At 61.1% G+C, this 12,264-nt stretch carries 11 protein-coding genes and 1 pseudogene; all 12 read left to right on the forward strand.

The window, feature by feature from the left end; translation table 11 throughout:
* Positions 1-17: 17 nt before the first annotated feature.
* The 12 genes and pseudogenes from waaF (at position 18) to J5M72_RS12300 (ending at position 12,262) form a co-directional block, all read left to right on the forward strand.
* Positions 18-1,052: a lipopolysaccharide heptosyltransferase II gene (gene waaF / locus J5M72_RS12245; RefSeq protein ID WP_039766536.1), complete on the forward strand. Its 1,035-nt coding sequence runs from the start codon at positions 18-20 to the stop codon at positions 1,050-1,052.
* Position 1,053: 1 nt separating this feature from the next.
* Positions 1,054-2,115, forward strand: a complete 1,062-nt coding sequence (gene waaC, locus J5M72_RS12250) for a lipopolysaccharide heptosyltransferase I (RefSeq protein ID WP_207865572.1) — start codon at positions 1,054-1,056, stop codon at positions 2,113-2,115.
* On the forward strand, positions 2,115-3,236 hold the full coding sequence (locus J5M72_RS12255) for a glycosyltransferase family 4 protein (protein ID WP_039766540.1): 1,122 nt from the start codon (positions 2,115-2,117) through the stop codon (positions 3,234-3,236). Before waaC ends, J5M72_RS12255 begins: the two co-directional genes overlap by 1 nt.
* On the forward strand, positions 3,237-4,043 hold the full coding sequence (rfaP, locus tag J5M72_RS12260) for a lipopolysaccharide core heptose(I) kinase RfaP (RefSeq protein ID WP_207865573.1): 807 nt from the start codon (positions 3,237-3,239) through the stop codon (positions 4,041-4,043).
* Complete coding sequence (locus J5M72_RS12265; RefSeq protein ID WP_169428558.1) at positions 4,043-4,777, forward strand: lipopolysaccharide kinase InaA family protein; 735 nt, start codon at positions 4,043-4,045, stop codon at positions 4,775-4,777. The genes rfaP and J5M72_RS12265 overlap by 1 nt, the downstream gene beginning before the upstream one ends.
* Positions 4,774-5,526 carry a lipopolysaccharide kinase InaA family protein gene (locus J5M72_RS12270; protein ID WP_169428559.1) on the forward strand — a complete coding sequence of 251 codons (753 nt, stop codon included), beginning with the start codon at positions 4,774-4,776 and terminating at the stop codon, positions 5,524-5,526. The genes J5M72_RS12265 and J5M72_RS12270 overlap by 4 nt, the downstream gene beginning before the upstream one ends.
* Positions 5,526-6,977 carry a lipopolysaccharide kinase InaA family protein gene (locus J5M72_RS12275; RefSeq protein ID WP_207865574.1) on the forward strand — a complete coding sequence of 484 codons (1,452 nt, stop codon included), beginning with the start codon at positions 5,526-5,528 and terminating at the stop codon, positions 6,975-6,977. The genes J5M72_RS12270 and J5M72_RS12275 overlap by 1 nt, the downstream gene beginning before the upstream one ends.
* Before the next feature lie 159 nt (positions 6,978-7,136).
* On the forward strand, positions 7,137-7,472 hold the full coding sequence (locus J5M72_RS12280; protein WP_169428561.1) for a YceK/YidQ family lipoprotein: 336 nt from the start codon (positions 7,137-7,139) through the stop codon (positions 7,470-7,472).
* 20 nt (positions 7,473-7,492) lie between these two features.
* Positions 7,493-8,269 (forward strand): annotated as a pseudogene (locus J5M72_RS12285) (DUF3800 domain-containing protein); the annotation flags it as partial.
* A gap of 225 nt (positions 8,270-8,494) precedes the next feature.
* The gene (locus J5M72_RS12290; RefSeq protein ID WP_007952261.1) at positions 8,495-10,252 is read left to right on the forward strand and encodes a carbamoyltransferase; all 1,758 of its coding nucleotides are present in this window, start codon (positions 8,495-8,497) and stop codon (positions 10,250-10,252) included.
* Positions 10,236-11,366: a glycosyltransferase gene (locus J5M72_RS12295; RefSeq protein WP_207865575.1), complete on the forward strand. Its 1,131-nt coding sequence runs from the start codon at positions 10,236-10,238 to the stop codon at positions 11,364-11,366. Before J5M72_RS12290 ends, J5M72_RS12295 begins: the two co-directional genes overlap by 17 nt.
* Complete coding sequence (locus tag J5M72_RS12300; RefSeq protein WP_207865576.1) at positions 11,366-12,262, forward strand: antimicrobial resistance protein Mig-14; 897 nt, start codon at positions 11,366-11,368, stop codon at positions 12,260-12,262. The genes J5M72_RS12295 and J5M72_RS12300 overlap by 1 nt, the downstream gene beginning before the upstream one ends.
* Positions 12,263-12,264: the final 2 nt, after the last annotated feature.

The raw sequence follows: 12,264 nt of genomic DNA on the forward strand, positions 1-12,264 counted from the left end.
TCGTTTATGGAAACCACATGAATATTCTGATCGTTGGGCCCAGTTGGGTCGGTGACATGGTGATGGCGCAGACACTGTTTCAGTGTCTCAAACAGCGCCACCCGCAGTGCGAAATCGACGTGCTGGCCCCCGAGTGGAGCCGGCCGATCCTCGAACGCATGCCCGAAGTGCGCAAGGCCTTGAGCTTTCCGCTCGGCCACGGCGCGCTGGAGCTGGCGACCCGTCGGCGGATCGGCAAATCCCTCGCCGGCCAGTACGACCAGGCGATCCTGCTGCCGAACTCGCTGAAGTCGGCGCTGGTGCCGTTTTTCGCCGGCATCCCGAAACGCACCGGCTGGCGTGGCGAATTCCGCTACGGCCTGCTCAATGACGTGCGCACGCTGGATAAAGAACGTTATCCGCTGATGATCGAACGTTTCATGGCGCTGGCCTACGAGCCGAACGCCGAACTGCCGAAACCTTATCCGCGCCCGAGCCTGCAAATCGACCCGGTCACCCGCGAGGCCGCATTGGCCAAGTTCGGTTTGACCCTCGATCGCCCGGTGTTGGTGCTGTGCCCCGGCGCTGAATTCGGTGAGGCCAAACGCTGGCCGTCCGAGCACTACGCCAAGGTCGCCGAGGCGCGGATTCGCGAAGGCTGGCAGGTCTGGCTGTTCGGTTCGAAGAACGATCACGCGGTGGGTGAAGACATCCGCGCGCGACTGATTCCGGGCCTGCGCGAAGAATCCGTGAATCTGAGCGGCGGCACTTCGCTGGCCGAGGCCATCGATTTGATGTCCTGCGCCGACTCGGTGGTCTCCAACGATTCCGGCCTGATGCACGTGGCCGCTGCATTGAATCGCCCGTTGGTGGCGGTCTACGGTTCGACCTCGCCGGGTTTCACTCCGCCGTTGGCCGAGCATGTGGAAATCGTCCGTCTGGGCCTCGATTGCAGCCCCTGCTTTGACCGCACCTGCCGTTTCGGCCATTACAACTGCCTGCGCCAGCTGATGCCGGACGCGGTCAACGATGCCTTGCAGCGTTTGCAGGGCTCTGTGGTCGAGGTTCATTAAGTTGCGGGTATTGCTGATCAAGACTTCATCGCTGGGCGACGTCATTCACGCGTTGCCGGCGCTGACCGACGCCGCCCGGGCGATTCCCGGGATCAAGTTCGACTGGGTGGTGGAGGAAGGTTTCGCCGAGATTCCGACCTGGCACCCGGCCGTGGGCAACGTGATTCCGGTGGCGATCCGCCGCTGGCGCAAAAATATCTGGAAAACCATCACCAGTGGCGAATGGAAGCGCTTCAAGCAGTCCGTTCGGGCGAACAAATATGACCTGGTGATCGACGCCCAAGGTTTGCTGAAAAGCGCCTGGCTGACCCGCTACGTCAAGGCCCCGGTAGCCGGTCTCGACAAGGGCTCGGCCCGCGAGCCGATCGCCGCGCGTTTTTATGACCGCAAACTGGCGGTGGCCCGTGGGCAGCACGCCGTCGAGCGTGTGCGCCAGTTGTTTGCGATCGCGTTGGGTTACGACTTGCCCAAAGGCCTGGGCGATTACGGCCTCAACGTCGAGCGTCTGGTCGAATTGCCACGCAAGAATGCCTACGTGGTGTTCCTCCATGGCACCACCTGGGACACCAAGCACTGGCCGGAAGCCTACTGGCGCGAGCTGACCGAACGGGTCGGCTACCTCGGCGTCGGGATCAAGTTGCCGTGGGGCAACCCGCTGGAGAAGGCCCGGGCCGAGCGCATCGCCGCCGGTTTCAAACACGCCGAAGTGCTGCCGAAACTGAACCTGGCCGGGGTCGGCAAAGTGCTGGCCGGCGCCCAGGCCTGCGTTGCGGTGGACACCGGTCTCGGCCATCTCGCTGCGGCGCTGGACGTGCCGACGATTTCCCTGTTCGGCCCGACCAATCCGGGCCTGACCGGCGCCTACGGCAAGCTGCAGATTCACCTCGGCAGCGATTTCCCGTGCGCGCCGTGCCTGCAAAAGAAATGTACTTATCAACCGACCGCGCAGGATGCCCGTCAGTTTGATCTGAAACGCGAGTGGCCCCTGTGCTTCACGCGTCTGAATCCCGAGCGTGTTGCCAGCCGACTGAGCACGTTGTTGATGGCTGAGGAGCTGCGCTGATGCAATTGGCTTTTGTCCTGTACAAATATTTCCCGTTCGGCGGTTTGCAGCGCGATTTCATGCGCATCGCCCTCGAATGCCAGAAGCGCGGGCACCAGATCCGCGTCTACACCCTGATCTGGGAAGGCGACGTGCCGCCCGGTTTCGAAGTGCTGGTGGCGCCGGTCAAGGCGTTCTTCAATCACCGCCGCAACGAAAAGCTCAGCGCGTGGATGGAGGCGGACCTGGCCAAGCGACCGGTGGATCGCCTGATCGGCTTCAACAAGATGCCGGGGCTGGACGTCTACTACGCCGCCGACGGCTGCTTCGAAGACAAGGCGCAGAACCTGCGCCATTCGCTGTATCGCCGCTGGGGCCGCTACCGCCACTTCGCCGAATACGAGCGTGCAGTGTTCGCCAAAGACGCGAAGACCGAAGTGCTGATGATTTCCGAAGTGCAGCAGCCGCTGTTCATCAAGTATTACGACACACCGCTGGAGCGCTTCCACCTGCTGCCGCCGGGTATCGCCCAGGATCGTCGCCGTCCGGCGGATGCCGACCAGATTCGCGCCGGTTTCCGCGCCGAATTCAATCTGAAGGACGACGAACTGCTGCTGGTGCAGATCGGCTCCGGGTTCAAGACCAAGGGCGTCGATCGCAGCCTGAAAGCGCTGGCCGCGTTGCCCGCCGAGCTGAAGAAACGTACCCGGCTGTTTGTAATCGGCCAGGATGACCCCAAATTGTTCCAGATGCAGAGTGCAACATTGGGTCTGGGCGATAACGTGACGTTCCTCAAGGGGCGCAGTGATATCCCGCGTTTCCTGCTCGGCGCTGATCTGTTGATTCACCCGGCGTACAACGAAAACACCGGTACGGTGCTGCTTGAAGCGCTGGTCGCCGGGTTGCCGGTGCTGGTCAGCGCGGTCTGCGGCTACGCCCATTACATTGCCGAGGCCGATGCCGGGCGAGTGCTGGACGAACCGTTCGATCAGGCGCAACTGACGCAGTACCTGACTGACATGTTGAACGACGACGCTGCACGGGCGGCCTGGAGCCGCAACGGTCTGGCCTTCGCCGAGACGGCCGACCTCTACAGCATGCCGCAGCACGCGGCCGATGTGATTCTGGCGGAGCACGCATAAATGAAGTTGATGCTGGCTGAACCGTTCAAGAGCCTCTGGGCTGGCCGCGATGCATTCGCGGAAGTCGAGGGCTTGCAGGGCGAGGTGTACCGCGAGCTGGAAGCCCGCCGGACTTTGCGCACGGAAGTCGACGGCAACGGTTTTTTCGTCAAGATCCACCGTGGCATTGGCTGGGGCGAGATTTTCAAGAATCTGCTCACCGCCAAGCTGCCGGTGCTCGGTGCGGGCCAGGAATGGAAGGCCATCCAGCGTCTGCAGGAAGTCGGTGTGCCGACCATGACCGCTGTTGCGTACGGCGAGAAGGGCAGCAATCCGGCAGATCAGCATTCATTCATCGTCACCGAAGAGCTGGCGCCGACCATCAGCCTTGAAGACTTCAGCATCGACTGGGTCAAACAGCCACCGCAGCCCAAGCTCAAGCGGGCGCTGATCGCCGAGGTCGCGCGCATGACCGGCATGATGCACCGCGCCGGGGTCAACCACCGCGACTGCTACATCTGCCACTTTCTGCTGCACACCGACAAGCCGGTGACCCCGGAAGATTTCAAACTCTCGGTCATCGACCTGCACCGCGCCCAGACCCGTCCGGCGATCACCCGGCGCTGGCGCGACAAGGATCTGGCGGCGCTGTATTTTTCCGCGCTGGACATCGGCCTGACCCGCCGCGACAAGCTGCGCTTCCTCAAGGGCTATTTCCAGCAACCGCTGCGCCGGATCCTGGCTGAAGAAGCACCGTTGCTGAACTGGCTCGAAGGCAAGGCCAACAAGCTCTACGAGCGCAAGCAGCGATACGGGGATGCGCTCTGATGGCGGGTTGGAATCTTGAGCCCGAATACAACGATCTCGCAGCGGATTTCGGCAGCCTTGAAGCGGTGTTTGCGCTTGAAGGCGAGCGTCTGACCCGCGACCCGCTGTCCGAGGTCATTCGCGTGCAGCGCAACGGCGTCAACTATTACGTCAAACGCTACTCCGGCGCCGGCAAGGGCTTGCGCCGTTACCTGGGCAAGCCCCGGGTGAAGATGGAGTGGCAGAACCTCAAGCGCTTCGCCAAGTGGGGCATTCCCACCGCCGAAGTGGTGGCCTGGGGGCTGGAGCGCAACGGCATAGCCTACGATCGCGGGGCGATGATCACCCGTGAGCTGCCCCGCACCGAGGACCTCTCGGCATTGGCCGAGCGCAACGACCCCAAACTGAGAAATCACAGTTGGGTCGACGGCATCAGTCGGCAACTGGCCGTCTATACCCGGACGATGCACGATCATCGCTTTACCCATAACGATCTGAAATGGCGCAACCTGCTGATCGACGATCAGGCACAGCTGTTTCTCATTGATTGCCCGAACGGCGATTTCTGGCGCGGTTTCTGGCTCAAGTACCGGATCACCAAGGATCTGGCCTGTCTCGACAAGGTTGCCAAATATCACCTGTCGAACACCCAGCGCCTGCGCTTCTACCTGCAATACCGCCAGCGTGACCGGCTCAATGCCGCCGACAAGAAACGGATTCGTCACGTGGTGAGATTTTTCGAGGGACGCGAATGACTGATTTTCTCGCCGCTGAAGACCGTGCGCTGCTGGAGCGCCACGGCCTCGGTACTTTCGACGCGCTGTGGGCCAAACAGCTCGACGCGGTGGATGAGCCGAACACCGACGGCGGCGGCTGGAGCAGCGTATTCCGCCTCGAACTCGAAGGTCATGGTTATTACCTCAAGCGTCAGAGCAATTACCTGACCCGCACGCTGCATGCGCCGTTTGGCGAGCCGACGTTTGCCCGGGAATTTCGCAATATCAGCCGCTACCGCTCGCTCGGGATTCCGGCGCTGCAGGCGGCGTTTTTCGGTCAGCGTAACGTCGCGGGCGAAGTGCGCGCGCTCCTGCTGACCCGGGCGCTCGACGGTTGGGATGATCTGGATTCGCTGTTGCAGCGCTGGTCGGACCTTGAGGCATCGCAGCAGTCGGCGATTCTCAAGGCCTGCGGTCAGCTGGCCCGGCATCTGCACGGTGTGCGTCAGGTGCACGGCTGCTTCTATCCGAAGCATATTTTCCTGCGGGCCGAAGGCGCCGGTTATCAGGCGCAACTGATTGATCTGGAAAAGACCCGCCCTCTGCTGTTCGGTCAGCGGGATCGGGTCAAGGACCTGGAGCCGCTGCTGCGTCGTGCTCCGGAATGGAGCGATGCCCAGTTGCGCGAGTTGCTGGCGGCGTATCTCGATCAGTCGGTCGACAGTTCGCTGGTCGACAGCTGGGTCACGCGGCTGACCGCGCGGCGCAGTCGCAAGGAGACGCGTTGATGCAGTTGTCCGAACTGAAAAACGCCGGACGCACGCCGAGCCTGCCTCTGACCGTTGGGCTGGCTGATGCGGCGGGCCCGGCCGATCTGCAATTGCTCAGTCTGTTGCGGGTGTTGCCGGGGCAGCGTTATGTCGGTGCGGGCGTGTGGCGCGGTCGTCCGGTGCTGGCCAAGTTGTTGGTCGGCAGCAAGGCGGCGCGGCATTTTCAGCGTGAACTGGAAGGCGTGAAGCTGCTCGCCGCCCAAGGCATGACCACGCCGTTGCTGCTGGCCGATGGCTTGAAGGACGGCGAGGGTGGCTGGCTGCTGTTCGAGTTCCTCGAAGGTGCTGAAAGTCTGGGCGATGCCTGGAACAAGGTCGAATCCTTGCCGGTGCTGGCGGATGAGCAATCGGCAGTGCTGGCCGAAGCGCTCGGCGCCATTGGCCAGTTACACGGCAAAGGCCTGTGGCAGGAAGACCTGCACCTGGACAACCTGCTGCGCCATGGTGGCCAGCTGTATCTGATCGATGGCGCTGGCATCTGTGCGGAAAACGCCGGCCAACCGTTGTCCCGTCAGAAAGTGCTGGAAAACCTCGGGGTGTTCTTCGCCCAGCTGCCCAAGTCGCTGGAGCCGTTCACCGAAGAATTGCTGGTGTATTACCTGCTGAGCAACAGCGAGCACGCGTTGCCGCTGGAAGCCTTGCAGAAGCAGATCGACAAGGTGCGCGCCTGGCGGCTCAAGGATTTCCTGATCAAGGTCGGTCGTGAATGCACGCTGTTCAGCGTGCGGCGCGGGGCCTTCGGTCTGCGGTCGATCCGCCGCGAGGAAGAGTCCGCGATGCTGCCGGTGCTGGAGCAGGCCGATGCCTTGCTCGATCAGGGTCATTTGTACAAGACCGGCGGCGCGGCGAGCGTCGGCAAGATCGAAGTGGCCGGGCGTGCGCTGGTGATCAAACGTTACAACATCAAAGGGTTTGCTCATTGGCTCAAGCGCTTCTGGCGCCCGAGCCGCGCCTGGCATTCCTGGCGCGAGGGTAATCGCCTCGCGTTCCTCGGTATCGCCACGCCCAAACCGCTGGCGGTGCTGGAAACCCGGTTTTTCTGGCTGCGCAGCAAGGCGTATCTGATCACCGAGTACCTGCCCGGGCCTGACATCATCGAGCGCTTTGCGCCGTATGTTGAGAGCGGCGCAGCGCCGGAAGCCGAGTTGCAGGCGCTGGATCAGCTGTTTGCGCGGTTGATTGCCGAGCGGATCAGTCATGGCGATTTCAAGGGCCACAACCTGTTCTGGCATGAGGATCGCTGGGCGCTGATCGATCTGGATTCGATGTGCCAGCACGGTTCGGCGGGCAGCTTTGCTCCAGCCTATGCCCGGGATCGCGCGCGGTTCATGCGCAACTGGCCCGAGAGCAGTGCGCTGTATCAGGTGATCGATCAGCGTTTGCCCAAGGATGCGTCGGGCGCTGTGTGATTTATTTCGCAAGCCGGTAAGACGTTTCTGCAATGGAAATCGGGTAAGGCATGTGACGACAAATTCTTGTGATTTGTCCTACGGCCTTACCAGAACCCATGAACTGCCCCGTATTAGCCTCCGATGCTAGTTTGCCCCGACGTTCCCGGAGGGCAAATCTTGACCATCAAAACGGCTATTACCATTGGCGCATTTTCCCTGGCATTGTCTGGCTGCGGCACCGCCGTCACTGTGCTGCAGGGCGACGAGGCTGCTACGCGCAGCCTGCGCAAACAGAAGACCTACTGTCAGTCGATCCCGCGCATCTACAGCGGGCTCGCCCACGACTTCTGCCTGTTGCACGCGCCCCCTGATCCCACTGGCATTCTGGTGCCGGTCGTCCTGCTCGACATGACTCTTTCCGGGGTATTCGATACGGCTTGCCTGCCTTATACGATCTATCGTCAGGCGGTGGACGGGAATATCGGTGTTTATTGGCGGCCGAGCCGCGGGTAACTACTTTGCCCCCAACCAGTGAATACAGCGATGTCGTCGTTTATGTCGATGAGAGCGGTGATCATGGGATGCAGACACTCGATCCCAACTATCCAGTCTTCGTGCTCGCCTTTTGTGCCTTTCATAAAAGGTATTACTGCGAGCAAGTCATTCCTGCTCTACAGAAATTCAAGTTTGCCCATATGGGACACGATCTGATCGGCCTGCATGAACTCGAAATTCGTAAAGAAAAAGGAGCGTTTTCTGGCCTCTTCATGTCGAGAGAGCACAAGAATGCCTTTCTTGAGGAGCTGACCTGCATCATTGAAGCCAGCAACTTCGTTCTGATCAGTTGCGTCGTAGACAAGGCTTCCCTTCGTGAAAAACAAGGCACGGGACACAATCCTTATCACCTCGCTCTCGGCTTTTGTCTGGAAACGCTCTATGAGTTTTTGCAGGAGAAGAATCAACAACGAGCACTGACGCACGTGATTTTCGAGCGCCGAGGAAAGCGAGAAGATAACGAGCTTGAGTTGGAGTTTCGCAGGATGTGTGGTGGGGCGAATCGATGGGGTATTCAACTGCCGTTTGACATCGTTTTTGCAACCAAACAGGTGAATTCCACAGGCCTGCAGCTAGCCGACCTTGTTGCGAGGCCCATTGGCATGAGCGTTTTGAGGGCGGATCAGGGAAACCGTGCTTTTGACGTGCTCAAGCGCAAGTTCTATTGCAGCGGGGGACGGAGCAAAGTTGGAGAGGGTTTCGAGAATTGGGGTTTGAAGATTTTCCCATCCCCAGAAAGCGAAAAGCCCCGATGATCTCACCGAGGCATTAGCGCCGACCGGGATCTCCCAGTCCGTTTGCGCTGGAGTCTATGTCGATGCTACTCGAGTGTCAACGCACCGGCCGGCCAGTTCCGCTAGAGGTTTGTCGACGCTTTTAAGCTATAATCCCGCCCTTTAGCTGTCTCTCGCCCGGTGCGAGGGCACATCATTTTTCAAGGCGCATCGCGCCTGAATGCAGACTAAAGAGGCTAGACCCCTGTGGCATTGACGATTCTTGGCCTGTCCGGCGCCCTTAGCCATGATCCTTCAGCAGCCTTGTACATCGACGGCAAGCTGGTCGCGGCGGCTGAGGAAGAGCGCTTCGTACGCGATAAACATGCAAAGAACCGCATGCCCTACGAATCGGCGAAGTTCTGCCTGGAGCAGGCTGGCATCAAGCCGTCCGACGTTGACGTGGTCGCGATTCCGTTCGCCCCGATCAGCATTTTCGGCAAGGCCCGCTGGCAGTACGCCAAGCGTTACTGGTACGCCCCGGACCGCGCACTCGACGCGATCCTGATGGGCAACCGTCGCTACAAGCGCTATCGCAACAAAATCGTCTGGTGCCTGGAGCAACTGGGCTTCGATCCGAAGAAAATCAAGATCGAACCGGTTGAACACCACCTGGCCCACGCTTCCAGCGCCTACCACTGCTCGGGTTTCAAAGAGAAAACCGCGATCCTCGGCATCGACGGCAAGGGCGAGTACGCCACGACCTTCTTCGGTTATGGCGAAAACGGCAAGATCCACAAGATCAAGGAATTCTTCGATCCGGACTCCCTCGGCGGCCTGTACGGCGCGATTACCGAGTTCCTCGGTTTCGACATGCTGGACGGTGAGTTCAAGGTCATGGGCATGGCGCCGTACGGCGACGCCAGCAAATACGATTTCTCGCGCCTGGCCTCTTTCGAGAACGGCGAGCTGGTGATCAACACCGACTACGCCAACGTGATCGGCCTGCGTCGCTACAAAGAGAAGGGCAAGGGTTACTACTTCTCGCCGAAGCTGATCGAGTGGCTGGGTCCGAAGCGCGAAGGTGACATCGCCGACGAGCCGTACATCCACTACGCCGCCAGCATTCAAGCGCTGTTCGAAAAAATCGCGCTGCAGATGATCGACTACTACCTGGGTGACGTCCTCAAGGAAACCGGCAAACTGGCCTATGCCGGTGGCTGTGCGTTGAACGTCAAGCTCAACCAGAAAATCATTGCCCGCGACGACGTCAAGGAGCTGTTCGTACAGCCTGCCTCCGGCGATGCCGGCACCGCAGTCGGCGCCGCGGCCTATGTGTCCAACGCCCGTGGCGTGCCGGTCGAGAAGATGGAACACGTCTACCTCGGCCCGTCGTACAGCAACGAAGACGTGATCGCCGCGTGCGCCCGTCACGAGAACAAACCGACCTGGCGCAAGCTCGACAACATGCCGGAGCAGATCGCCAAAATCATGGTCGATGGCAACCCGGTGGCCTGGTTCCAGGGCCGCATGGAGTTCGGTCCGCGTGCACTGGGTGGTCGTTCGATCATCGGCTGCCCGAGCGTGGCTGGCGTGGCTGACCGCATCAACCACCAGATCAAGTTCCGCGAGCGCTGGAGGCCTTTCTGCCCGTCGATGCTCGACACCGTCGCGCCACAGATGATCAAGATCGATCACCCGGCGCCGTTCATGACCTTCACCTTCGAAGTGGCGGAAGAGTGGAAGACCCGCGTGCCGGAAGTCGTCCACGAAGACGGCACGTCCCGTGCCCAGGTGCTCAAGCGCGAATACAACCCGCGCTACTACGACATGATGAAGGCGCTGGAAGTGCTGACCGGCAACGGCGTGTCCCTGAACACCTCGCTCAACCGCCGTGGCGAACCGATGATCTGCTCGCCGACCGACGCCCTGAACATGTTCTTCGGCTCGGATCTGCAGTACCTGATCATGGAAGACATCCTGGTGGTCAAAGAAGGCGCAAACGCTTATGACACGCTCGGCTGAACGCCATGTGCTGCAGTTCTGTCACGGCTATGACGGGCCGTTCCTCGACTGCGCGCGGCAGTACGCCAGCCTGTTCGCGGGCACCGGTTATCGGGTCACCACGGTCTTTCTGACCGGGGTCGCCGATAGCGAGGTGGCCGCGGCCTGCGCCTCCGATGAAGTGTTGTTCATGGAGTACAGCTCCAAGGCCATTCGTGGCCTGAAGCTGGGCGCCATCGGCGATCTGCGCAAGATCGCCGCTTCACGCAATTTCAGTTTCTGCATCGCCCATCGTTTCAAGCCGATCTACATCGCTTTGCTCGGCACTTCACTGCCGGTGATTGGCGTGCACCACGCGTTTGGCGATTACAAACGCGGTTCGCGCAAACTCTTTGCACACATTTTCCGCAAGCGTCTGAGCCTGCTCGGCGTGTCCGATGCGGTGCGCGACGACATGCGCCGTTGCCTGCCGAAATGGCCGGCGGCGCGTATCCAGACCCTCTATAACCGCATCGATGTCTCGGCGTTGCAGATGAGTCAGGTGTCCGCCCGTGAAGCTCGCGAGACCCTCGGTCTGTCGGCGGATGCATTCATTGTCGGCAACGTCGGTCGCCTGCACCCGGACAAGGATCAGGCCACGTTGCTGCACGGGTTTGCCGCGGCATTGCCTGGTCTGCCGGCCAACAGCCAACTGGTGATTCTCGGCAAGGGTCGTCTTGAGGATGAACTCAAGGCCCTGGCCCGTGAGCTGGGCGTTGGTGATCGCGTGCTGTTTCTCGGTCAGGTGCCGGACGCGCGCAATTACTTCCGGGCATTCGATGTGTTTGCCCTGAGCTCCGACCACGAACCGTTCGGCATGGTGTTGCTGGAGGCCATGGCCGCCGGCGTGCCGTTGCTGGCCACGGCATGCGGCGGGGCGAAGGAAGTGGTCGAAGGCGTGGGCATCCTGTTCCCGCTGGGCGATGCCGAACATCTGGCCCAGGGCCTGAAGCATCTGGCCGGCATGGACGAGCAGCAGCGTCGTCAATGCGCCGAGATGATGTTCGACCGCCTGCGCGAGCGCTTCTCCGACCGCGCCGTACGCGACACCTTCTGGCATTTGCCGCAAGTTACCGATCTGGCACCGAGGGGCTGATGCTCAACCGATTTCAAGGCTGGCGCGAACGTGGCTGGTCGCCCGTTGACGCCTCAACTTATGCACAGGCCTGGCAACGTTTCGGCGGCAGCGTCGCGACTCATCCGATGGTCGTCGAGCGGCTGGCGAATCTGGCCGGCATTGCGGTGCGCTATCTGGCCTGGGAACAGCAGGGTGAGATCAAAGCGGCGATCCCGACCTGGGGCCGCGACCTGGCCTTGTCCAAGGACGTGCTCAAGCGCAACGGCAAGAAAGGCCTGTTCGACCTCGGCAACGCCGAGCTGATCCTGCCGGCCGCCGCCGATGCCCGGGCCCCGCTGCGCCATCGCGGACGCTACCTGTCGGCGCTCAACGAAAACCGCTTCAGCGGCCTCAAGTTGCAGACCGAGCAACTGGCCATGGCCCGCACTCCGGAAGAATTGTCGAAGAAGTTTCGCTACAACCAGCGTCGCGAACTGCGCCTGCTGGAAGAGGCGGGCGGGGTGGTGCGGCCGGTCAGCGATTTTTCCAGTGCCGAACTGGCAGCCATTTATTGCGACCTGTTCCAGCGCCGCTGGGGTTTCCCGGCCACTGGCGCGGCGCGGATGGCCGAGGTCATCGAGCTGCTGCGCGAGTTGTTGATCGGTTCGGTGATCTTGCTCAACGATGCGCCCATTGCGATCCAGTTGGTGTATCGCGTCGAAGCGCCGGAGTGGATCAGCGTCGAGTACATCAACGGCGGCGTCGATCCCGAAACCCGTGAATTCAGCCCCGGCAGCGTCCTGAGTTTCCTCAATACGCAAAGTGCCTGGGAACATGCCCGGGCACTGAACAAGCCGCTGCGCTTTTCCTTCGGTCGTGCCGACCGTGAATACAAGGATCGCTGGTGCAATCCTGTGCCGGTCTTCACCGTATGAGT

Source organism: Pseudomonas sp. 58(2021) (assembly GCF_017491585.1).
GTDB classification, from domain to species: Bacteria; Pseudomonadota; Gammaproteobacteria; order Pseudomonadales; family Pseudomonadaceae; genus Aquipseudomonas; species Aquipseudomonas fluorescens_BT.